The organism is uncultured Abiotrophia sp., from assembly GCF_938010525.1.
In the GTDB taxonomy this organism is placed as follows: domain Bacteria; phylum Bacillota; class Bacilli; order Lactobacillales; family Aerococcaceae; genus Abiotrophia.
This window is the reverse complement of record NZ_CALLVK010000017.1, coordinates 11,805-33,245: the sequence shown is the minus strand read 5'-3', so window position 1 is coordinate 33,245 and position 21,441 is coordinate 11,805. Positions and strand designations below refer to the sequence as shown.

At 45.7% G+C, this 21,441-nt stretch carries 22 protein-coding genes and 1 tRNA gene; 3 read left to right on the top strand and 20 right to left on the bottom strand.

Annotated elements, in window-relative coordinates:
* Nucleotides 1-77 precede the first annotated feature (77 nt).
* The 14 genes from Q0339_RS03285 to Q0339_RS03220 all read right to left on the bottom strand — a co-directional run bounded on the left by Q0339_RS03285 (nucleotide 78) and on the right by Q0339_RS03220 (nucleotide 12,677).
* Complete coding sequence (locus Q0339_RS03285) at nucleotides 78-1,103, bottom strand: BMP family protein (RefSeq protein ID WP_298077375.1); 1,026 nt, start codon at nucleotides 1,101-1,103, stop codon at nucleotides 78-80.
* Between the two features lie 257 nt (nucleotides 1,104-1,360).
* Complete coding sequence (locus Q0339_RS03280; RefSeq protein WP_298077374.1) at nucleotides 1,361-1,978, bottom strand: ECF transporter S component; 618 nt, start codon at nucleotides 1,976-1,978, stop codon at nucleotides 1,361-1,363.
* 3 nt (nucleotides 1,979-1,981) lie between these two features.
* Entirely contained in the window at nucleotides 1,982-2,308 is a 327-nt protein-coding gene (locus Q0339_RS03275) for a HesB-like protein (RefSeq protein WP_023390800.1), read from the bottom strand.
* Between the two features lie 72 nt (nucleotides 2,309-2,380).
* Nucleotides 2,381-3,016 (bottom strand): response regulator transcription factor, encoded by a 636-nt coding sequence (locus Q0339_RS03270; RefSeq protein ID WP_298077373.1) that lies wholly within the window; start codon nucleotides 3,014-3,016, stop codon nucleotides 2,381-2,383.
* Between the two features lie 12 nt (nucleotides 3,017-3,028).
* Nucleotides 3,029-4,087 carry a sensor histidine kinase gene (locus Q0339_RS03265; RefSeq protein WP_298077372.1) on the bottom strand — a complete coding sequence of 353 codons (1,059 nt, stop codon included), beginning with the start codon at nucleotides 4,085-4,087 and terminating at the stop codon, nucleotides 3,029-3,031.
* Entirely contained in the window at nucleotides 4,084-4,836 is a 753-nt protein-coding gene (gene liaF, locus Q0339_RS03260) for a cell wall-active antibiotics response protein LiaF (protein WP_298077371.1), read from the bottom strand. The genes Q0339_RS03265 and liaF overlap by 4 nt, the downstream gene beginning before the upstream one ends.
* A 149-nt stretch (nucleotides 4,837-4,985) precedes the next feature.
* Nucleotides 4,986-5,465, bottom strand: a complete 480-nt coding sequence (gene greA / locus Q0339_RS03255; RefSeq protein ID WP_023390804.1) for a transcription elongation factor GreA — start codon at nucleotides 5,463-5,465, stop codon at nucleotides 4,986-4,988.
* A 198-nt stretch (nucleotides 5,466-5,663) separates the two neighbouring features.
* The gene (udk, locus tag Q0339_RS03250; RefSeq protein WP_298077370.1) at nucleotides 5,664-6,314 is read right to left on the bottom strand and encodes a uridine kinase; all 651 of its coding nucleotides are present in this window, start codon (nucleotides 6,312-6,314) and stop codon (nucleotides 5,664-5,666) included.
* A 23-nt stretch (nucleotides 6,315-6,337) separates the two neighbouring features.
* A complete protein-coding gene (gene mltG / locus Q0339_RS03245; protein ID WP_298077369.1) occupies nucleotides 6,338-7,513 on the bottom strand; it encodes an endolytic transglycosylase MltG in 1,176 nt (391 codons plus the stop codon).
* 207 nt (nucleotides 7,514-7,720) lie between these two features.
* Nucleotides 7,721-8,047 (bottom strand): DUF1292 domain-containing protein, encoded by a 327-nt coding sequence (locus Q0339_RS03240; protein WP_298077368.1) that lies wholly within the window; start codon nucleotides 8,045-8,047, stop codon nucleotides 7,721-7,723.
* Between the two features lie 16 nt (nucleotides 8,048-8,063).
* Nucleotides 8,064-8,492, bottom strand: coding sequence for a Holliday junction resolvase RuvX (gene ruvX / locus Q0339_RS03235; RefSeq protein WP_298077367.1), 429 nt, complete (start codon nucleotides 8,490-8,492; stop codon nucleotides 8,064-8,066).
* 3 nt (nucleotides 8,493-8,495) lie between these two features.
* Nucleotides 8,496-8,753 carry an IreB family regulatory phosphoprotein gene (locus Q0339_RS03230; RefSeq protein WP_023390811.1) on the bottom strand — a complete coding sequence of 86 codons (258 nt, stop codon included), beginning with the start codon at nucleotides 8,751-8,753 and terminating at the stop codon, nucleotides 8,496-8,498.
* 86 nt (nucleotides 8,754-8,839) lie between these two features.
* Entirely contained in the window at nucleotides 8,840-11,485 is a 2,646-nt protein-coding gene (alaS, locus tag Q0339_RS03225; RefSeq protein WP_298077365.1) for an alanine--tRNA ligase, read from the bottom strand.
* A gap of 265 nt (nucleotides 11,486-11,750) precedes the next feature.
* On the bottom strand, nucleotides 11,751-12,677 hold the full coding sequence (locus Q0339_RS03220; protein WP_298077363.1) for a diacylglycerol kinase family protein: 927 nt from the start codon (nucleotides 12,675-12,677) through the stop codon (nucleotides 11,751-11,753).
* A 133-nt stretch (nucleotides 12,678-12,810) separates the two neighbouring features.
* Here Q0339_RS03220 and Q0339_RS03215 point away from each other — a divergent pair, with 133 nt between their 5' ends.
* Nucleotides 12,811-13,635 (top strand): Cof-type HAD-IIB family hydrolase, encoded by an 825-nt coding sequence (locus Q0339_RS03215; protein ID WP_298077362.1) that lies wholly within the window; start codon nucleotides 12,811-12,813, stop codon nucleotides 13,633-13,635.
* Nucleotides 13,636-13,714: 79 nt separating this feature from the next.
* A tRNA-Leu gene (locus Q0339_RS03210) sits at nucleotides 13,715-13,797 on the top strand.
* A gap of 90 nt (nucleotides 13,798-13,887) precedes the next feature.
* Here the strand turns inward: Q0339_RS03210 and dtd are convergent.
* From dtd to prmA, 5 genes are read right to left on the bottom strand one after another with little or no spacing between them, the layout of a single operon-like run.
* A complete protein-coding gene (dtd, locus tag Q0339_RS03205) occupies nucleotides 13,888-14,337 on the bottom strand; it encodes a D-aminoacyl-tRNA deacylase (RefSeq protein WP_298077361.1) in 450 nt (149 codons plus the stop codon).
* Between the two features lie 11 nt (nucleotides 14,338-14,348).
* Nucleotides 14,349-16,559: a bifunctional (p)ppGpp synthetase/guanosine-3',5'-bis(diphosphate) 3'-pyrophosphohydrolase gene (locus Q0339_RS03200; RefSeq protein WP_298077360.1), complete on the bottom strand. Its 2,211-nt coding sequence runs from the start codon at nucleotides 16,557-16,559 to the stop codon at nucleotides 14,349-14,351.
* Between the two features lie 28 nt (nucleotides 16,560-16,587).
* Complete coding sequence (deoC, locus tag Q0339_RS03195; protein ID WP_298077358.1) at nucleotides 16,588-17,262, bottom strand: deoxyribose-phosphate aldolase; 675 nt, start codon at nucleotides 17,260-17,262, stop codon at nucleotides 16,588-16,590.
* Nucleotides 17,263-17,278: 16 nt separating this feature from the next.
* Nucleotides 17,279-18,046 carry a 16S rRNA (uracil(1498)-N(3))-methyltransferase gene (locus Q0339_RS03190; RefSeq protein ID WP_298077357.1) on the bottom strand — a complete coding sequence of 256 codons (768 nt, stop codon included), beginning with the start codon at nucleotides 18,044-18,046 and terminating at the stop codon, nucleotides 17,279-17,281.
* Nucleotides 18,047-18,049: 3 nt separating this feature from the next.
* Complete coding sequence (prmA, locus tag Q0339_RS03185; protein ID WP_298077356.1) at nucleotides 18,050-19,009, bottom strand: 50S ribosomal protein L11 methyltransferase; 960 nt, start codon at nucleotides 19,007-19,009, stop codon at nucleotides 18,050-18,052.
* Nucleotides 19,010-19,276: 267 nt separating this feature from the next.
* On the opposite strand from prmA, the gene Q0339_RS03180 reads away from it, so the two are divergent.
* Nucleotides 19,277-20,113 carry an NAD(P)H-hydrate dehydratase gene (locus Q0339_RS03180; RefSeq protein WP_298077355.1) on the top strand — a complete coding sequence of 279 codons (837 nt, stop codon included), beginning with the start codon at nucleotides 19,277-19,279 and terminating at the stop codon, nucleotides 20,111-20,113.
* Between the two features lie 65 nt (nucleotides 20,114-20,178).
* On the opposite strand, the gene Q0339_RS03175 is transcribed toward Q0339_RS03180, so the two are convergent.
* Nucleotides 20,179-21,354, bottom strand: a complete 1,176-nt coding sequence (locus Q0339_RS03175) for a hypothetical protein (protein ID WP_298077353.1) — start codon at nucleotides 21,352-21,354, stop codon at nucleotides 20,179-20,181.
* Nucleotides 21,355-21,441: the final 87 nt, after the last annotated feature.

Genomic DNA, 21,441 nt, shown 5'->3' with positions numbered 1-21,441 from the left:
CTTACCTTATTTTATAAGTGCATTTTACTTTCAAAAAAGGAGCCAGGTTGCCCCAGCTCCTAGTACCTAATCCTTTATTAACGATTTGGTTTTTCAGGTACAGTGATTTCACCTTTGACGATTTTAGCTTTGTATTCTTCAACAGCTTTTTTAGCTTCAGGTGATAATTGGGCAGTCGTTAAGTCAACCCCGCCGTCTTTCAAGCCGTAAACAGTGTTACCAGATTTGAATTTACCTTCTTTGGTCTCTTGTGCGAACTTCTTAACCGCAGAGCCTACCCCTTTGAGTGTTGAAGCTAAGGTTAAGTGACGTTCTTTGCCATCTACAGTGACTAGACCTTCTGCATCTTGGTCTAAGTCAACCCCGATAACGTATACTTCACGTTTAGGGTCGTTAGTTACGATATCCTTAGCTTCAGAGAAGACACCGTTCCCGGTACCACCGGAAGCGTGGAAGATTACATCGGCGCCGCCAGAGTACATAGCAGCAGCTAATTGTTTCCCTTTAGCCGCATCAGCAAATGAACCTGCGTATTGAACTTCAACTTTGATAGAAGGATCAACTGCTTTTACGCCTTCAACGAAACCAGCTTCAAAACGGTCAATAACGAAACCTTCGACCCCACCGATAAAACCAACTTGTTTGGTCTTAGTGGTCTTAGCAGCGGCTACCCCTGCTAAGAAGGCTGCTTCATTATCCTTGAAGGTCAAGGAAGCAACGTTTGGTAAGTCAACTACAGAGTCCACAATAGCAAAGTGCTTATCTGGGTATTGAGTGGCTGCTTCTTTGACTGCAGCTTCTAATTTATAACCAATCCCGAAGATTAAAGAGAAGTTTGCTTGGACTGCTGAGTTAAGGTTAGTCACATAGTCAGAGTCGCTATTGGATTGTAAGTAGTCATAGCCACCTACCCCTTTTTCTAACTTGTTTTCTTTACCGAATTGCTCAAGACCTTCCCAGGCGCTTTGGTTGAAGGACTTGTCGTCTACCCCACCTACGTCTGTGACAATCACTGCAGAAAAATCAGCCGCATTTACGGCAACAGGTGCTACCAAACTTGCTACTGTCAAGGCTGTAGCTGCTAATCCAAAAGCTTTCTTCATTAAAACATCTCCTTTGAATATTTCTTACTCGTGAACTCGCTCTGAATTCCCTTACATTATATCATTATTAGGTCAATCTAGCAAGAAATTCGATGATGTTTTACTAAAACCATTCTCAATCGTTCGTATATTTTCATGAAAATGTCGCCCTAGTACGCTAGATAGCCAAAAAGTCAACTAAATCTTGCTTAAAGCAAGGCAGTCTAAGCCCTAAAAGCATAAAAAAAGCGAACCTTCTAAGTTCGCTTCTTATAGGCTTAATGTTGTCCCTGACGCTTAGCCAGTTGTAAGGTAACTTGATAGAAAATTGGGGTTAGAATAGCTGCGACAAAAGCTTCCAAGATCCCGTTGGTCGCAATGATGCCCCCTAATAATTGCCAAAGACCGGTCTGGTCTACCCCTTTAATGGTCATATAAACTTCTTGCTTGAATAAAACAATAGCTCCTAAAACCAAGAAAGTATTGAGAAAACTACCACTAAAGCCAGCCAAGGCTCCCACTAGACGTGGATTTTTACTCCAAGACTTGAAGACCACAATCAAACCGGCCAAAATCAATGGCATGAGCATACGTGGCAAGACGCTGACCATGACATCACTTAAGACTTGGGCATTAATGGGTGACACAGGTGCAGTTAGGGCGCGAATCCAAGAATTTAATCCCCAAGCCGTCCCAACCAAGACGCCCTCTTTCCAACCTAGCCAGAGAGTTGCTAAAATGACGGTAACATGGATGTAAGTAATGGATAAGACAGGTGTCGGAATGTTGCCCAACATAGGCACCCATGATTGGATAATAATCAAGGCCACAAAGACACTTAATTTAACTAGTTGGTTGGTTTTATTTTGCGAACCATAGCGTTGATTTGGCGTCATGTCTTAAGCCTCCTTCACTAGGGGATTGACAGCCACCCCATCTTTAACAAAAATATAGGCCGGCTCACCATGACCCTCATCAAACTCAACCGACAAATCATGTCCATCGAAGAACCATTCGTCACGACTCTCAATATAGAAGAGCACGCCGTCTGCTTCATAAGTGACACCTGGTTCACTCGGGTAGTTGGTTTCCATAGCGAGGGAAAATCCGCTGTTAATAGGGCTACAACCATAGACCTTGACTAAAAAACGTACGCCAGCCCCTTGGGGCAATCCTACTTCTTCCTTAAACCAAGCAACTGATGCTGGATCTACTTTTAATTCCATCCCTTACACTCCTTCTCTTGACTTGCTGTTTTTATTATAGCATGGTCCTTGAGACAGGACCTAACTAGGTGCTCACTGACCGTCCAAATGATGGTGAACCGCGTAAATAGCCGCCTGGGTCCGATCCTCTACTTCCAACTTGGTGAAGATATTGGAGACATGGGTCTTAACCGTCTTAAGGGTAATGACCAGTTCCTCGGCAATGGCTTGATTGGAGTAGCCTTGCCCAATTAAGCGCAAGACATCCAACTCCCGATTAGTCAACTCATCATGAGGCTTAGGCCGTGCTTGATCTAATCGGTGCTCGATAATCTTCTCTGTCACAGCCGGTTCAATCACCTTATGCCCCTGATGGGTAGAGCGAATGGCCTGGGCAATTTCAGCAGCAGACGAGGTCTTAAGTAAGTAGGAACTAGCCCCTGCCTCCATAGCCGGATAGACCTTCTCATCATCCAGGAAGGAGGTTACGATAATAATCTTAGCTTGAGGCCAATCTGCCATAATTTTCTGAGTAGCCTCAATTCCATCCATGACATCCATGACTAAATCCATGAGGATAATGTCTGGTCGTAATTCAAGGGCCTTATGATAGCCTTCTAAGCCGTTACTAGCTTCCCCCACTACCTCCATATCAGTCTGAATCATTAAATATGATGAGACACCTAGTCGGACCATTTCATGGTCGTCCACTAGTAATACCTTAATCATCTATTTACCTCCTTAAAATCTAATAGGCAGGGAGATATCCAGAACAGTCCCCTTACCTGTCATACTGAGAATCTTACATTCGCCCCCAAGATTGGTCACCCGTTCCCGAATATTGCGCAAACCATAAGACCCCACCTTGTCAGCCTTATCCATGTCAAAGCCTAAGCCATCATCCACAATCTTGAGTTGAGCCGAGCTCTCATCCACTTGAAGGTAGACCTCCAGACGGTTAGCTCTAGCGTGTCTTAAGGTATTAGAAATAGCTTCTTGTACAATGCGGAAGAGATGGTCCTCAATACCGGATTCCAAGCGCACATCGGCCAAGTCCCAGACAATCGTCGTCGGAATCTTGGTCTGGAGCTCAAGTAATAACTGTTCAATCCCCTGCTTAAGGGACCGATCTTCTAATCCAATCGGTCTCAAATGTAATAAGAGGGCTCTCATCTCAATTTGAGCCGTCGAAATAACCTTATCGACCCGAATAATTTGTTGGCGGATAGGTTCTGCAATCTCAACCTGCTCTTGGTCTTTGATGGCTGAAAGCATCATAGTTGCGGCAAAGAGCTGCTGACTAACCGAATCATGAAGCTCCCGCGCAATCCGATGGCGTTCAGTCTCGATAATTTCTTCCTTGGTTTCTTCCCCTACAAAGGTTGGGGAAGCAGCAAAATCTTGCAGGTCTCTGGACAGTTGCACTAGCTTGTCGCGTATGCGATTAAGGTCAGACGAAACGACTCCACTGTAGTCGTACCAGGCGTGCAGCCCTTTGCCAGAATCCTTAAAAATAGGATGCTGATATTTCCCTAACAAAAGCCAATTAATCTTAGCCCGAAGCTCTTCATAAGGTGCACTGAGGAAGAAAGTCAGGAAGCCTGATACTACCAAGGCAATACTGAAGTTAGCCCCTACCAAGACCAGGTAAAATGGAATTTGGAACCATGTCAGTTCCCAAAGACTAGCCAAACTCAAGGTCTGGAAGACATAGACTTGTAGCCCTACCATAATGGCCGTAATAGCCAAATTGACCAAGACTTGATAGAGGAAGAGGCGGCGCCATAAATGTAGGTTCATAATACAATCACCTCGACTTCACCAAAGCCCACGGAAATCATGATATTTAGCCGACGTGGCGTCGTAGCATAACCCGCTGTCTCCCAACGGAAGTTTTCCCCGACTAAGGAATAGCTTTGGTTTTCGAAGACCACCGCACCTGATATGGCTGAGATATTAAGCCGGAAGCCTACATCACGCGGAATAATCAGACGCGTCCGGCCAAATAGCTTGCGGATAACAATGGTCGATTGTTCTGGTGGTAGGAGGGTATTGCCTAAATCGACAATGGAGCTACCTCCAATGAAGACGATATTGATATCATCCCATTCATAATAATTGGTTTTAGATTCCATGGAGGCAATCAGAGACTCACGTTTGATTAGGGTCCGCTGACCACTCTGAGGTTGAATTAACTTGACCCCGTGATAGGCTTCCTTGGCGCCACCGAAGGGATGGAGTAAGGACTCACCCCAGACCAGAAATTCATTGCCATTAGGTCCCCGGAAGAGCCAGTAAAAGAGCACCAAGACCAAGAGCACTAGCCAGATAGACTGGGTCATAAAAATGGCTACGAAGAAACTCGTCAAGGCCAAAACCAGGGTCATGCCCCTGAAAATTCCGATAGGGATGTAGACACTAGCGACCAGCAAGACTAGGCTGCCTAAAAACAAGAGAAAAGTAACGCCTCGTCCCATGAGTTCAAATACCAAGGCTGTCGCGGCTAAAGCCATAATCTGGAAAATATGTCGCTTGATAAAAGCTATCATCTGTCCGCCCTCCTTTCTTAGCTTACCCTTCTTATTATAAACAATTTTCAGTCCTAGGAAAACCCTTAACCTCCCAAGCTAAGGAAAAGACGCTCAAAAATTCGGCATAAAGAAAAGAGGCTAGAATCACATCCTAGCCTCTAGACAAGTTAATTTTTCTCGATTTTGGTAATCTTCAAGTCAAAAGATCCGCCTGGTGTTTCCACCGTTACCACATCCCCTAATTTTTTACCAATAATTGCCTTAGCAATTGGTGAATCGTTAGAGATTTTGGCTTCTAATGGATCTGCTTCAGCAGAACCCACAATGGTATAAGACTCTTCGTCGCTACCTGGCAATTCAATGAAGCTTACCGTACGGCCCAAGGTTACTACATCATCTGCTACATCGCGATCATCAATGATTTGCGCAAAACGAATCATTTTCTCAATGACAGAGATACGTCCTTCAACGAAGGCTTGTTCGTCCTTAGCTGCATCATACTCAGAGTTTTCAGATAAGTCACCGTATGAACGGGCAATCTTAATACGCTCGATAATCTCCTTACGTTTATTAACTTTTAAATCTTCCAATTCAGCCTCTAATTTGGCTTTCCCTTCTAGGGTCATTGGGTATACTTTTTCTTCCATATACGACTTAACTCCTTATTTTTAATGGATAGATGCTTCTCGTCCCCCCATGAGAAACAAAATAACACGAGCGAATTGGCCTTAAGCCAACTCACTCGGTCTTGCCTCTGTCAGAACAGAAATAATATAACACTATCTTGGTCATTTAGCAATCATAATCTGATAGTTTGGCATAAAAATTTATAGAGCATCTTGTGCTTAGGCTTCTTGTGAGGATTCGAGAGCCTTACCTTGTAGGATAGAATGAATCTTGGTGGCCAAGAGGTCAATCGCCACTTGGTTATAGCCCCCTTCTGGGACAATAATATCAGCGTAACGTTTGGTTGGCTCAATGAATTGGTGGTGCATTGGCTTAACTACGTCCACATATTGGTTGATAACCGACTCTACTGAACGGCCACGTTCTTTAATATCGCGGAGAATCCGGCGAGCCAATCGAATATCGTCATCGGTATCAACATAGACCTTGATATCCATTAAGTCACGTAAGCGCGGATCTTCCAGAATGAGAATCCCCTCCACAATGATAACATCCTTGGATTCTTGATGAATGACCTCACTGCTACGCGTGTGGTTGGCAAAGTCATAAACCGGCTTATCGATGGCTTGCCCCTCTAAGAGACGATTAAGATCGGCCACGAATAAATCCGTGTCAAAAGCCAATGGATGGTCATAGTTGGTTTTAAGTCTTTCTTCAAAAGGCAGGTGAGATTGGTCCTTATAGTAGAAGTCATGCTGGAGCATCATGACAGATAAATCGGCGAAAATCTCCATGAGCTTCATGCTGACACTGGATTTTCCACTTCCGGAACCCCCGGTTACGCCAATTACAATCGGACGATTTGACATACTATTTTCCCCTCATTCTATTCTTATTCTGTTTCGCTTGATGATAGGCTTGATTCTTGACTGCTATTCTTATTGACATACTTAGCAACTAGAGCTTCATGTTCTTCCAAGGTTGTCGCATAGTAGACATTCCCGGTCTCGATATCCGCGACAAAGTAGAAGTAGTCTGAGGCTGTTGGGTAGATGGCAGCCTGAATGGCGCTCAAACTTGGGCTATTGTAGGGCCCTGGTCCTAAGCCCGTGTGCTTATACAAGTTGTATGGTGAGTCCACTTCAGTATCCTTAATGGTCACCAGTTCCTTGTGTTCACCTAAGGCATAGAGGACCGTAATATCAGATTGTAGTGGCATATCGTTGTTCATACGGTTATAGAAGACACCTGAAATGAGCTTGCGATCTTCATCTGTGACCCCTTCCTTCTCTATGATAGAAGCTAAGGTCAAGATTTGATGGAAACTTAAGCTAGTATTGCCCATATCTTCCTTGAGTTTTTGGTATTCAAGATTCATCTTGCCGACCATTTGTTTAATCAGGTCTTTAACATTGGTACCGGCGATATAGTCATAGGTTGCCGGATAGAGGTAACCTTCTAACTTATATTTGAGCCCTTCTACCCCATCCAAACCTGAAATTAAGCTCGGATATTGAGATTTTAACTCTTCGATGAAGCTAGCATCATTAGCAGTTGCTAAGAAATCAGCTGCCTTAATCGGGGTGTTTTCTTCCACCATTTGGGCAATTTGTTCCAGTTGCATACCTTCAACAACGGTTAGCTTGGTATCCACATCGACTTCAATCGGTTTACCACCCTTTTGAAGGGTTGCAATGATGGTATCGGCATCCATGGAAGGACTTAAGTCATAGTGACCTGCTTGGAGACCATTGACACTTTTGGCCTTCATATAGAAGCTAAAGATATCGGCATTCTTAATCAAGCCTTGAGACTTAAGTAAACGCGCGATGTCCTTACTGCTAGAACCAATCGGAATGGTCACTTGCACGGTCTCTGTCTTTTGGTGGTTGACCGCCTTTAGGGAATCGTTATAGTACCAGAAGCAACCTAAACCTACAACTAAGGCCAAGGCAACTAGTCCTAAGATAATGTATTTGACGATGCGTTGGGTCATCAATTCTTCTTTTACCTGATGATCTTCCTTAAGTTCCGCATCTTGTTTGACTTTGTCCCAATCTACTTTCACTGAGGAACCTCCTTCGCTATGTGATAGATTCAATATATCTTATGCATTATATCAATTTTTCTGTTAAATAGCCATTATTATCCCTTTACAAGTCGGTTAAAGACTCGCACTATAAAACTAAACCTATTTCTATTCATCTTTAGCCTCCTAGATAAAAACAAAAATAAAACCTGGGAGTCATATTCAAACTCCCAGGTTTTTACTAGCTTAGAAATTGCCTTCTTCGTCTAAGAAGGTATTGAGGACTTCCTCAACCATATCCCATTCTTTCTCATCTTCGATTGGCAATAATTCACCGGACTGTCCGTCCTCGCCTTCCGTAAATGAGTAAGCTTGAAGTTCTACGTCCTCATCGTCAATAGCACCCGCTGGGTAGAGAATGACGTAGTTCTTATCATAATCTTCTGATTCGAAGGTAAAGAGAATTTCGTATAAAGCCTCATTTCCGTTCTCATCCACAATGGTAATATGTTCGTGGTGGTCGTGTTCATGATGATGATCATGATCGTGATGGTGGTCGTGTTCGTGTGGCATAGCTATGCCCCCTTCCTTAATTAATACGGTCTAAATAATTCTGTAGGATAATGACCGCTGCCAGCTTATCAATGACTTGCTTGCGTTTCTTGCGGCTGACATTGCCCTCCGTCACAAGCATACGTTCTGCTTGCGAAGTGGTAAGGCGTTCATCCTGATAGTGGATAGCCAGGTCAGGTCTTAACTTACTAATTCCCTCTCCATAGGCCATTGAGGCCTCAGCTCTGGGACCCAGGCTATTGTTCATATTCTTAGGTAAACCAATGACAAGTTCCTTAACCTGATGTTGGTCAATAAGTTCCAGTAGACGGTCATAACCTAAGTCCCCTACTACTTCGTCAATACGAATAGTCTCAAGACCTTGTGCGGTCCAGCCCATTAAGTCGCTAACAGCCACTCCTACTGTCTTAGATCCTACGTCCAAGCCCATAATACGTTTATACATGGTTTAGCGATTTCCTTTAACATAGTAGCGGACTAAGGCTTCCACAATTTCATCGCGCTCATAACGACGAATTAAGTTTCTAGCGTCACGATGGCGTGGAATATAAGCTGGGTCTCCTGACAAGAGATAACCCACAATCTGGTTGGTTGCATCATACCCTTTTTCTTCTAGGGCGCTAAATACAATCTCTAGTACTTCGCGAATGGTCTGCTTATTGAGATCATCTAAGCTAAATAAGATGGTTTCATCTAATGATTGCATACTATCACCAATCCTCTCGTTTAATCTTATTGTACATGACTCTGTACAAGATTGGAACCTTTTTGCAACAATTCCGGCAAAAAAGCCTACAATTGTTCGCTAATGATGGTGCTGACTTGCGCCAATAATTCTGGAATCGCTTCTGGTTTCTTACCACCGGCTTGAGCCATTTGTGGCTTACCACCACCGCCACCGCCGACAATTGCCGCTAATGGCTTGATCAGGTTACCAGCCTTAAGACCAGCAGCCAAGCCTTGCTCGTCCACTTGGACCATAAGGCTCACTTTTTCCTCTTGGCTAGCAACTAAGACCAAGATGTTAGATGGTGCTTCTTTCTTCCAGATGTCAGCCATTTGACGCATCCCATCAACAGATTGATTACCTAAGTTAATGGCTACATAAGTCACATCTCCAACATTTTGTACATCTTGGAAGACTTTGCCCGCTTCAGCTTGAAGTAATTTTGCGTTGAGCGATTCTACCTGAGCTTGCGCTTGACGGAGTTCTTCTTGCAATTGCTCTAAACGTGGTAAGAGTTGGCTAGCTTGAGCCACTTTGAGATGATTTTGCACTTCTTGGAGGAGATCAGCTTGAGCCTGATAATCCGCAACAGCAGCTTGACCAGTCAAGGCTTCAATCCGGCGAATCCCGGCCCCAATCCCAGACTCAGCTAGGAGTTTGAAGGTGCCAATCTCATTGGTGTTGTTCACATGGGTCCCACCACACAACTCGATAGATTCGCCTGCAATATTAACAACCCGTACAACATCACCATATTTTTCCCCAAAGAGAGCCATAGCACCTGTTGCTTTAGCATCTTCAATGGACATTTCAGCGATATCCACATTAGCAGAGTTGGCAATCCATTGGTTGACAAAGGCTTCAATCTGCTTGAGCTCCTCAGGCGTTACTTTACCAAAGTGAGAGAAGTCAAAACGTAAGCGATCTGGCCCAACGTAAGAGCCCGCTTGGTTGGCATGGCTACCCAAAACAACCTTCAAGGCACGGTGTAAGAGGTGGGTTGCAGTATGATTTTGGTTGGTCTTCAGACGCGCTGCACGATCCACTTCTAAGGTATAGGATTGACCGACAGTCAATGGCATATGGCCCGTTTTGATACGGTGCATAAACTGACCTTGAGGTGCTTTCTTAACATCTAAGACTTGGCCCACTTCTTGATCGCCATCTAGGATAATCCCAGAGTCAGCTACTTGCCCACCCATTTCAGCATAGAAAGGACTACGGTTGAAGAATACCCAACCTTCTTGATTAGCTGGCAACTGATCTACCTTGGCTTCATCCAGCACAATCGCCTTGATGGTCGCGTTGGTGACGAGCGTTTCGTAACCCACGAAATCAAAGGCATCGGTAATGTTTTGTAAGAGGTCGCTTTGGACTTGCATACTCTCTTCCTTAGAACGAGCCGCGCGAGCCCGTTGACGTTGGGCTTCCATTTCCGTCTCAAAACCTTCTTGATCGACTGTGAAGCCTTGGCTATCAGCCAATTCAACGGTTAACTCCAGTGGGAAACCAAAAGTATCATAGAGTTGGAAGGCTTGCGCACCCGGAACCACGGTCTTGCCCTCAGCTTTGAGGCTAGCCATCAAGTCATTCAGATGAGCTTCCCCACCTTCAATAGTTTCGTGGAATCGCTCTTCTTCATTTAAGATAACCTTTTGAACGAAGGCTAATTGCTCTCTTAATTCTTGGTAGTAAGCCCCCATAATGTCCGCAATAACAGGGACTAATTCACTTAAGAAGCTACGGCTAATCCCCAATTTTCGACCATGCATGACACTACGACGAATGAGACGACGTAGGATATAGCCACGCCCTTCATTGGATGGTAGTGCCCCATCGCTAATCGCGAAGGACACCGCGCGAATGTGGTCAGCAATGACCTTGAAGCTGACTTGTTTGTCACCAGCTGAGGCAAAGTCTACACCAGAGACTTTTTCAATGGCTTGAATAATTGGCACGAAGAGGTCTGTCTCATAGTTGGTTTTGGCATTTTGAATGACAGAGACTACCCGTTCCAACCCCATCCCGGTATCGACGTTCTTGTTAGGAAGTGGTTGATAGGTGTCATCTGGTAAATGGTTGAACTCAGAGAAAACTAAGTTCCAGATTTCCAACCAACGCTCATTCTCACCACCAGGGTAGTTTTCAGGGTCGTCTGCTTCCAAGTTATTAAATTCTTGGCCACGATCGTAGAAAATCTCAGTATCCGGACCACATGGGCCAGCCCCGATATCCCAGAAGTTATCTGCTACTGCCACCAAGTGATCAGCAATAAAACCTGGTTGTTGTTTCCAGATTTCGGGTGTTTCCTTGTCATCTGGATAGTAGGTGGCAAATAGCTTATCTGCTTCAAAGCCTAACCAACGCTCGCTCGTTAAGAATTCCCAGGCCCAAGCGATGACTTCTTTCTTGAAGTAATCGCCGATAGACCAGTTTCCCAGCATTTCGAAGAGGGTATGGTGGCGGGCAGTGTAACCTACGTTCTCAATATCATTGGTTCGGATACATTTTTGCACGTTAGCCAAACGACGGTTGTCTGGCACTTCCGTCCCGTCGAAGTATTTTTTAAGGGGTGCCACACCGGCGTTGATCCACAAGAGGGTTGGGTCATTGACCGGAATCAAAGAGGCACTTGGAATAATTTGGTGTTGCTTCTCTGCGAAAAAATCAAGATACATTTGGCGAATTTGCGCACTCGTCAATTGCTTCATATACGATGAACTCCTTTTTCTAAAAAATAAAAAACACACTCATTACATGCAAGGGCGATAAGTCGCGGTACCACCTTGCTTATAACGAATCTGCTTCATTACATCTCTAATGATTGTTAACGCCAATCCTACGCTAATGTTGCCACTAGGAAGACCTAAGGGAGCATTGATACCCGTGACTTCTTCCACCATATGAAGTCTCTCTGAGGCTGGGTTCAACATAGCCTTATACCTCTACCATTATACGGCTAAAAGCCCCTAAAAGTCAAGGTTCTGCTAGGATAAATGGATAAGTCAACCAATCAACGGTCAGCTGACGTGGCGCCGCCTCCTGGACCTCCCCATCTACTTGACCTAGAATGGCTTGTTTAATAGCCAAATCAAGCTTTTGCCCGGTCCAACGACTGACTTGAGGCGATTGGTCCTGCTTATGACTGACTAAGACCCGCCAAATCAAGCCTGGTAAATGTCTAGCCTTGATACTGTGAAAGGCCATCACACTAATCTCTGGATTGCCAGCCTGGCCTAGATTATCTAATTTTATGCCCCCACCCATATAAGGATTCTTGAGTACACTGAAGAGATAGCAGTCAGACACCACTTGAACTGGCTGACCATCAAGGCTGAGGCTAACCTCAAAAGCCTCTAATTTAGGTAAGCTAGCAAAAACAGCCACTAGGTAGGACAACTTGCCCAAATGCCACTTTGCTAATAGACGCCCCAGTCTTAAAGCCTTGGATTGCTGATTAACCATGGCATCAAAACCTATCCCTAGGCTATTAATCCCATAGCTAATTTGTCCACTGACCTGATCTTGCAAACGCAGAATCGGCACTTGAAGTCGGTTACCTGCCTGCAATTGATCTAAGGCTTGAGCTAGCTTCCGTTTAGCTTGCCAAGCCCTAGCAAAGTCATTACCACGTCCAGCCGGCAAATAGAGAATAGCAGGTGGCTGTGATTGTCCAGCTAGACTAGCCACAACTTCGTGCAGAGTACCGTCACCCCCAATAACCGCAATGACCGGCTCCTGGGCCAATTGCTGAGCCAAAAGCTGACTGTGTCCAGTATAGGTGCTAATATAGACTTTAGGCGCTATTTGGCGTTTGTTCAGGGCTGCCAGAGTCTCCTCCAAGACTTTACCTCCTTGGCCACCGCCTGCCCCTTGGTGGGCAATAATTGCTAATTCTTGCATCTAGTCTCCTGCCTCCTGCCTCCTTAGCACCTGTCTGGTACTAGCATTAACCTATTAATTGTAACTCAGATAGTTGTCATTTTCTAGGCTTTTCGATACAATAAATCTAGCAAATTGATTAAGGAGTCCACTTATGACAGATTATCAAATGCTGGTCTTAGATATTGACGATACTTTGATGACCAGCAAGAACACAATCTCTGATGCCACCTACCAGGCCTTGATGAAGGCTCAGGAACAAGGCAAGAAAGTCGTGCTAGCTAGCGGCCGACCAACCCCTTCTATGATTGAAACGGCTAAGCAGCTGAAATTAGACCATTTCAATTCTTACATCATTTCCTTCAATGGCGCCGCCATCACCAGTATGGCGGATGGCCAGGAACTCTTCAGCCAACGCCTAGAAGCGGACGCTCAAGATGACATTGTCCAATATATTCAAGCTAAGGGGCTGACTGTCCTAACCTATATCGACGAGTACGTGGTCATGGATAAGCCCAATGACTATAGCCACATTGAAAGTCAATTAACAGGTATTCCCGACCGTTATGATTCGGAGGCCATCGCCAACCTGTCTCAACTAACTAAAGCCCGGATGAAATTCATTGGAGTTGGTGACCCAGACCTAGTGACAGCTGCAGATGCTGAATTGAAGGGACGCTTCGGCGATTTAACCTATGCCACCACCTCTAAGCCTTATTTCCTGGAGTTCGTCCACCATCAAGTCTCCAAAGGCCAAGCCATTAAAGTCCTCTGCCAACACCTTGGTTTAACCCTAGACCAGGTTATTGCCTGCGGCGATGGGAATAACGACTTGACCATGATTGAGACAGCCGGTTTGGGCGTTGCCATGGCTAATGCCACCCCACTGCTTAAGGAAGCAGCCGACCATATTACCCTCTCCAACGACCAAGATGGTCTGGTTCCCATCATTCGTGACTTTATGGGAGTTAGCCTCTAGTCCAGTAAAAACTTAAACGCTTTTAGGCCTTTGTCATTCCCTTTTTCAGCAAAATGTAGTATAATACATTTTGTATTAAGCGGAGATGGCGGAACGGCAGACGCGCATGCTTCAGGCGCATGTGTCCAATAGGACGTGAGGGTTCAAATCCCTTTCTCCGCATCATAAAAGAGCCCTATCTGGGTTCTTTTTTTGTGTTTAATATTAAGAAAAAATCCAGGGATTGAGTCAGGTTCAATCTCTGGATTTTACTTATTTTTCTTTTGAATCGATTAGGATGGTTACTGGTCCGTCATTTTCAATTAAGACCTGCATGTCTGCTCCAAAGCGCCCGGTTTCCACGCGGAAGCCCGCCTCCCTTAGAGCTTGGTTAAGGGACTCATAGAGAGGCTCCGCCACTTCTGGACGAGCCGACTGGGTAAAACTTGGCCGGTTGCCCTTGCGGACATCGCCATAGAGGGTAAATTGGCTAATAGATAGAATGGCGCCGTCCGGCAGACTATCCAAACTGGCATTCATCCGCCCCTGCTCATCTTCAAAAACACGCAGTTTGCTGATTTTGCGGGCGCAATAGGTCACATCTTCTGGGCCGTCTTCGTGAGTCACACCGACTAAGAGGACAAAGCCCCTATCAATCGCTCCTACCACTTGACCGTCAATTGCAACCTGCCCCCGACGGCAACGTTGAATAAGTACTCGCATTGAGGGGCCTCCTACTTATTATTGACCCGGGTTACTTCATAAACGTCCGGAATGTTACGTAATTTGACCATGAGATCTTCTAGTTGAGCCGTATTAGAGATGGCAACCTTAATAGTGACTGTCGCCGTTGAAGTCTTGTCGTCAACTTTCCCGTTAACATTGCGCAGGGTCTTAACCGAGTGGTTGACCACATGCAAGACTTCATTAATCAGTCCATTGCGGTCAAATCCCACTACCCGAATCTCGGTGACATAGTCGGCACCAAGCTGACCCGTACTTTCCCATTCAACTGGAATCGTCCGTTGTTGCAAATCAGGTTCATTGAGTAAGTTAGGACAGTCCTTACGGTGAACTGAAATCCCCCGTCCTCGTGTCACGTAACCCACAATTTGGTCACCTGGAACCGGACTGCAGCAACGACTGAGACGAATCATAAGGTTGTTAACCCCACGCACCATGACGCCATTTTCATGCTGAATCTTCATGGCCTCGGTCTCAGGTTTGTTGAGGGTTTGCTCATTGGTTAGTGGCTCTGCCGGTGGGACATCCTTCTGTTCCTTACTATGCAAGAAGTTATAGACACTAATGGCAGATACTTCCCCCAAGGCTACGGCTGCAAAAAGGTCAGCCAAACTCGGCACATTATAGCGTTCAAAGAGTTCCTTCTCATAGGCCTTCTTGGCCAATAGTTTAAGGCTATAGCCATTTTTCTTGAGTTCTTCTTCCACCATGGCTTGACCACGTTCACTATTGCGATCGCGATCAAGTAGTTTGAAGTAACGCTTGATTTTGTTACGTGCCTTGGAAGTGGCGGTATATTTCAACCAGTCACGACTTGGTCCATTGGAATTCGGGTTGGTTAAGATATCAACGATATCGCCGTTTTTGAGCTTGTAGTTAAGTGGGACAATCTTGCCGTTGACCTTGGCCCCAATTGTTTTCTGACCCACATCCGTATGGACATGGTAGGCAAAGTCCAAGGGCCCCGCCCCATTAGGCAGTTCGAAGACATCCCCCTTTGGTGAGAAGACATAGACTTGGTCCTTGAAGATGTCTTCCTTAACGAAATCCATGAACTCACCGGCGTCCTTGGCTTCATCTTCTAATTCTACAATATCGCGGAACCAAGTCAGTTGCTTCTTAATGGCTTCATCTTCGCGGACTTGCTGGGTCTTACCTTCCTTGTATGCCCAGTGAGCTGCAACCCCGTACTCCGCCACTTCATTCATTTGGAAAGTCCGAATCTGAATTTCAACCGGTTTGCCATGCGGACCGATAACCGTCGTATGAATGGATTGATAAAGATTAGCCTTAGGCATGGCGATATAGTCTTTGAAGCGGCCAGGCATTGGTTTCCACTTGGTATGGACCGCCCCTAGGACAGCATAACAGTCCTTAATGGTCGGAACCAGGGCACGGATAGCTAAGAGGTCATAGATTTCATCAAAATCCTTATTCTGCTTGACCATCTTACGGTAAATAGAATAAATGTGCTTTGGACGCCCATAAACATCGGCCTTGATATGTAATTCTTCAATGGCCTCGTTAATATCCTGAATGGCTTCTTGAATATAGGTCTCGCGCTCTTCCCGCTTGGACTTCATCAAGTTGACAATCTGATAGTAGGCGTCTGGATTGATATAACGCAGTGCAATATCTTCCAGTTCCCACTTAATCAAGTTCATCCCTAAACGGTCAGCTAGCGGTGCATAAATCTCAATCGCTTCTTGAGATTTTTCCACTTGCTTGGACGGCTTTTGGAATTTAAGGGTCCGCATATTATGAAGGCGGTCAGCCAGTTTGACCATGATAATCCGCATGTCTTTGGCCATGGCCAAGAGCATCTTACGGTGGTTTTCTGCTAAGGCTTCTTCCTTACTCTGGAACTTAAATTTCCCCAACTTGGTGACGCCATCTACCAAGAAGGCTACCGTCTCAGAAAATTCGCGGACGATATCTTCTAGGGTGTAGTCAGTATCTTCCACCACATCATGGAGGAAGCCGGTCGCGACCGTATCAGGGTCCATCTTGAGTTGGGCGAGAATTCCAGCAACTTGAATAGGATGCACGATGTATGCTTCTCCCGATAAGCGAAATTGCTCCTTGTGGGCTTCTGTGGCGAAATCCAACGCCTTTTTAACGAAGGCCACATGCTTTTCATTCATGTAGCTTTCGCAGAGGGCCATGACATCTGCGGCCGTTAAATCTGGTGCTTGTGCCATCCTACTCTTCCTTTCTTACTTGCAATTACTAATAGCTTCCTGGTGCATTGCTTGTAGCCTGGCCGGTCACAATCGCAATCCCCTTGGAGGCGCCAATTCGGCTAGCGCCTGCCTCAATCATAGCCAAGGCATCCTCTCGGTTTTGAACTCCGCCGCTGGCCTTAACTCCCATGTCAGGGCCTACGGTTTCCCGCATGAGGCGGATATCTTGGACAGTAGCACCGCCAGTTGAGAAACCGGTCGAGGTCTTAACGAAGTCAGCCCCAGCTTCCTTAGCTGCTTGACTGGCTTTAACGATTTCCTCCTTGGTCAGGAGACATGTTTCTAAAATCACCTTAACTAAGGCTTGATGATTAGCTGCCTCTACTACGGCTTGGATATCCGCTTTGACTAGGTCCCAATTGCCGTCTTTTGCAGCACCAATGTTAATAACCATGTCGACTTCATCCGCTCCCTCTTGAATAGCGGTGCGGGTCTCAAAGGCTTTGACAGCTGAGGTATTAGCCCCCAGAGGGAAGCCAATAACCGTGCAGACTTTAACGTCTGAACCTGCTAGTAAAGTATGAGCAGTCGCCACCCAAGTAGGGTTGACACAGACTGACATAAAGCCATAGTCACGGGCTTCTTGGCAGAGTGTTTCAATGGTGGCACGGCCAGTGTCGGCCTTAAGCGCGGTGTGATCAATGTATTTTGCTAATTCCATGAGATAGATTCCTTCCTTATAGTTCAAGTTCTAGGGCGTAGGATAAGGCAGATAAGAAATAAATTGGGGCCGTCTCCGCCCGGAGAATACGAGGCCCTAAGGCGACCGTTTGGAAGCCAGCTTGACCTAATTGAGAGACTTCCTCAGGAGTCAAGCCACCTTCTGACCCAAAAACGACCAAGACCTTGGCGCCTGCTTGCCCCTTAAGTGATTGGCAGGCTTGACGTAAGCGACTATGCTCGCCTTGTTTGGCGTCTTCTTCGTAGGCTACTAAGCAAGCATCATAGTCAGCTGACTTAGCCAGTAATTGAGCTAAGCTTAGGGGCTGCGCCACTTGAGGTATGTGGAGGCGGTGGCATTGCTCGGCCGCTTCTTTGGCAATTTTTTGTAGGCGGTCTAGGCGTTGGCCAGCCTTCTTATTATCCCATTTGACGACATCTCGACTGAGGGCCAAGGGTTGAAAATGACTGGCGCCACATTCGGTTGCCTTTTGGACAATGTAATCTAGCTTATCATTTTTGGACAAACCACAGGCAATGGTGACCTCAACAGGTAATTCTACTCGGTCAGCCTCTGCCTGGAGCTCTAAGAGGCGGAACTGAGCTAGTCGGTCTACCTCTCCTTCTAATTGGGCCAAGTAACATTGACCGTCCCCAGCCACTAACCAAGCCTTAGCACCAGGCTGAGACCGCATGACCCTTAGGAAATGTCGACTGTCATCAGCCGTTAAGGTTACCAATTCCTGAACATGTAAACCAGTTTGGTCGATAAAATAACGTTGCATGATTTAATCCTCTTGCTTCTGGGTTACCAGACCCGTCCAGCCCTTTAGTTGGACCCTTTGAACAAGGCGGAAACCATGTGCTTCTAAGTCTTCTAAGAGTTGATCAGCCTTTTCATTGAGAATTCCGCCCAGAATCAGGTAGCCATCTTCTGTTAGTAAGCGATGGGCATCTTCTAACATATTAACTAGAATATGAGGCAAGATATTGGCGACAATCACCTCTACTGGCCAGTCTACCCCTTTGAGCAAATCCTTAACTTGGAAATGAATTGGCGTTTCCTTGAATACCTTGGCCAAATCATCTTGACGTTCCTGCTGGTGTACCAAGTTTTGCAGGGCGCTATCAACAGCTTGAGGATCTAAGTCGTAGCCCCACACTTCTTTGGCACCTAAAGCTGCCGCTACAAAGGCTAAAACCCCCGACCCCGTACCGACATCTAAGACACGTTCGCCTCCACGTAGGTACATTTCAAGTGCCTGAACCCCTAATTGAGTAGTTGGGTGGTTGCCTGTCCCAAAGGCCAAACCTGGATCCAAGTAGATAACTTGTTCACCTGCTTGGGCTTGGTAGTCTTCCCAAATCGGCACAATGGTTAGGTAGCGACTGATACGCTCAGGCTTATAGTTAACCTTCCAATTTTCCTGCCAATTTTCATTTTCAATCTCGCTGGCTTCAAGGTGAAGCGGATCACTATACTGGCTCTCCAACTGGGTCTTGAGACTATCTAGATCTGGCATCACTTCGAAGAAGGCGATTAGCTCTGTCTCGTGCTCCAGACGTTCTTTGGGCAGTGGTTCCGCTAATTCTCCAAATAAATTAGGGTGGTTCTCCAAATAACCTTGGGCATAATCCACTTCTACCCCAATGGCACCAGCTTCAAAGAGTAGATGACTGAGTAAGTCAATCATCGCTGGATCCAGGGTATCGAGTGAGACTACCACCTTAGACCAGGTTTCAGCCATATAAACACGTCCTTTCACGATTATCTATGTTCTTTATTATGTAACAAATAGGACAAAAATTCAATGACTAGGCTGTGAAAAATGCCCAAAATCAGGAATATTAGTTGATTTTTAAGCACTCCTCCCAAGATATAGGTCAGTTTATTAGCTTATAGGCAGAATATTGGCTCATTCTCTCCCACCAGTGGCTAGGCAAAACTAGCCTAGTTTGAACTAGAAGTGCTATAATAAAAGTGTATAAGACCTAAGTCCAAAGGAGTGACTGTCATGTTTCAGCCTTTAGCTTACGATGGGCTAGCCCATCGTTTACCTAAGCGACCTAGCCAATCCCACAAGGGAACTTTTGGCCGGACGCTCTTAGTAGGTGGCAATGCTCAGCTAGGTGGTGCCATTATTCTAGCTGCTCAAGCGGCTGTCTACGCAGGTAGTGGCCTCACGACTGTTGCCACTGATGTCGCCAACCACACGGCCCTCCATGCTCGTCTGCCTGAAGCCATGGTCAGTGACTGGTCTAACCTAGCTCAACTTAAGGCGTTAACGCAGGCAGCTGATGTCGTTTTGCTTGGTCCAGGCATGGGACTGGACGCTTTTTCCTGCCAACGTCTGCATCGGATTTTAGATTGGCTAAAGCCTGGACAAAAGTTAGTCTTAGATGGCGATGCCTTAACGCTTTTGGCTCGTCATCCCCACCCCTTACCTAGTGGAGTGCCTGTAGTTATCACGCCCCACCAGGCTGAATGGCAACGCCTATCTGACCTTGCCATTGAAGATCAGACCCCTCAAGCCAATCTGGCCGCTCAACAACAACTTGGCTTCAACTTAGTACTTAAGAAACCAGGTACAGAGCTCTATCTGACGGATGGTTCTTGCTACCAATTGACAGTCGGCACACCTGCCATGGCAACTGGCGGCATGGGCGACACCTTGGCTGGAATGGTCGCTGCCTTTTTGGCTCAATTCCCAGATAACTTTAATTTAGCCCTATGCAGTGCCGTTTTCCTCCACTCCTACCTGGCACAAGAAATGGCTCAGACTCAGTGGGTGGTCCTACCCCATCAGATTAGTGAAAAACTTCCTAGCCTAATGAAGGATTTCATTGGCTAGAAAGCCTAATAAAAACAGCAAGCCTTAATAATTCAGGCTTGCTGTTTGTTATTTATAGACCTGATTTACTGAATTAGAACTAGTATACCTAGGACACAAATACTAACAAAGAGTAAAAGGAAGATGACAATGGCACCGACTAACTGCCAGGTCTTGAGTTTTTTTTCAGCCATGGCTTGATAAAGGGCATAATAATCGCTAATCCAAGAGCGACCATTGAAGAAGTAAAACTGAGGTAGTCCCTTTACCAAGAGCCAGTAGAGCACTTCACCCAACAAGATTGCTAAGCTCACTTGTAACCAGAATGGGCCGTTTGGCAACCAGAAAGTCACAAAGGCATAGGCCACATAATAATGAATGAGACGATGGCCCAAGGCTACACAAGCTGAAAACTCAAGAATACGACGCAAGACAGGTGTCCCAGCCACGTAGGACAAGATAAGCCAAGTGGTAAAAAGTGGCACAGCTGCAGTCCATACCAGACCCATGAGCGCTGTTGTCCAAGTTTGGCTAAGGAAGATGGCCAGAAGCATTAAGCTACCGACTAGGCCTAAACCCATTAATAAGACATACTTACTAGACAGACGGTAAATTTGATTGAGCAGAACCGGTACGATGTAGACCATGGAAACCCCAGACAAAAACGCCAAGGCATAAAAGGCTAGCTCTACATAAGCCAGTGGGCTACCATTCATAACACCAAAACCAGCCAATAGCCAGAGGCTAGCCTGAACAACTATCCAGATCATGCCCTTACCTAGCAGACTTAGACTAGTACGGCCTAAAATCCAGCTAATGAGCGCAACCAGCCCCGCTACTTGTACCCCATGGCCTAGATACCATAGGCTCTTAAGACCATTTGTGGCATCGAGACTTAAACTAGTTACCCCACCTAGCCAAAGCTGTCTGATATTTTCGATTAAGAGAGGACTAAAAATCAAGTCAAATTTACTCTGATTTAAAAGCGAAAAGTCTAACGCTAAAAGGCCAATCGTGGTGATAGAGGTCAACCACAGAACTGGCAGCCAATCAGACCAGACGGCTTGCCAGTGACGCCAAAAGGGGACGTCCTGCTGCCGTTCTAAACGATAGGCCCATTGATAGCCAAGGACAGTGAAGAGACCGAGGGGAACCAATTGGCCCGCCAATAAATCACCTTGAAAAATCCCAACGCCCATAAGAACTAATAAAAATAGACCTTTAAGTCCATCTAGTCCTCGTAATTTTACCTCCTGTTGCATACCATCACCTTATTCTTTGCTTAAATATATAGACACTTCTATTATAGGAGATTTAAGCAAGAATGGAAAGACTGATTTCCTCAAATC

Excerpts from the sequence above, each read along its gene's own strand:
- Q0339_RS03285 (WP_298077375.1), bottom strand. The coding sequence starts at position 1,103 with ATGAAGAAAGCTTTTGGATTAGCAGCTACAGCCTTGACAGTAGCAAGT.
- Q0339_RS03280 (WP_298077374.1), bottom strand. The coding sequence starts at position 1,978 with ATGACGCCAAATCAACGCTATGGTTCGCAAAATAAAACCAACCAACTA.
- Q0339_RS03275 (WP_023390800.1), bottom strand. The coding sequence starts at position 2,308 with ATGGAATTAAAAGTAGATCCAGCATCAGTTGCTTGGTTTAAGGAAGAA.
- Q0339_RS03270 (WP_298077373.1), bottom strand. The coding sequence starts at position 3,016 with ATGATTAAGGTATTACTAGTGGACGACCATGAAATGGTCCGACTAGGT.
- Q0339_RS03265 (WP_298077372.1), bottom strand. The coding sequence starts at position 4,087 with ATGAACCTACATTTATGGCGCCGCCTCTTCCTCTATCAAGTCTTGGTC.
- liaF (WP_298077371.1), bottom strand. The coding sequence starts at position 4,836 with ATGATAGCTTTTATCAAGCGACATATTTTCCAGATTATGGCTTTAGCC.
- greA (WP_023390804.1), bottom strand. The coding sequence starts at position 5,465 with ATGGAAGAAAAAGTATACCCAATGACCCTAGAAGGGAAAGCCAAATTA.
- udk (WP_298077370.1), bottom strand. The coding sequence starts at position 6,314 with ATGTCAAATCGTCCGATTGTAATTGGCGTAACCGGGGGTTCCGGAAGT.
- Q0339_RS03240 (WP_298077368.1), bottom strand. The coding sequence starts at position 8,047 with ATGCCACACGAACACGACCACCATCACGATCATGATCATCATCATGAA.
- ruvX (WP_298077367.1), bottom strand. The coding sequence starts at position 8,492 with ATGTATAAACGTATTATGGGCTTGGACGTAGGATCTAAGACAGTAGGA.
- Q0339_RS03230 (WP_023390811.1), bottom strand. The coding sequence starts at position 8,753 with ATGCAATCATTAGATGAAACCATCTTATTTAGCTTAGATGATCTCAAT.
- alaS (WP_298077365.1), bottom strand. The coding sequence starts at position 11,485 with ATGAAGCAATTGACGAGTGCGCAAATTCGCCAAATGTATCTTGATTTT.
- Q0339_RS03220 (WP_298077363.1), bottom strand. The coding sequence starts at position 12,677 with ATGCAAGAATTAGCAATTATTGCCCACCAAGGGGCAGGCGGTGGCCAA.
- Q0339_RS03215 (WP_298077362.1), top strand. The coding sequence starts at position 12,811 with ATGACAGATTATCAAATGCTGGTCTTAGATATTGACGATACTTTGATG.
- dtd (WP_298077361.1), bottom strand. The coding sequence starts at position 14,337 with ATGCGAGTACTTATTCAACGTTGCCGTCGGGGGCAGGTTGCAATTGAC.
- Q0339_RS03200 (WP_298077360.1), bottom strand. The coding sequence starts at position 16,559 with ATGGCACAAGCACCAGATTTAACGGCCGCAGATGTCATGGCCCTCTGC.
- deoC (WP_298077358.1), bottom strand. The coding sequence starts at position 17,262 with ATGGAATTAGCAAAATACATTGATCACACCGCGCTTAAGGCCGACACT.
- Q0339_RS03190 (WP_298077357.1), bottom strand. The coding sequence starts at position 18,046 with ATGCAACGTTATTTTATCGACCAAACTGGTTTACATGTTCAGGAATTG.
- prmA (WP_298077356.1), bottom strand. The coding sequence starts at position 19,009 with ATGGCTGAAACCTGGTCTAAGGTGGTAGTCTCACTCGATACCCTGGAT.
- Q0339_RS03180 (WP_298077355.1), top strand. The coding sequence starts at position 19,277 with ATGTTTCAGCCTTTAGCTTACGATGGGCTAGCCCATCGTTTACCTAAG.
- Q0339_RS03175 (WP_298077353.1), bottom strand. The coding sequence starts at position 21,354 with ATGCAACAGGAGGTAAAATTACGAGGACTAGATGGACTTAAAGGTCTA.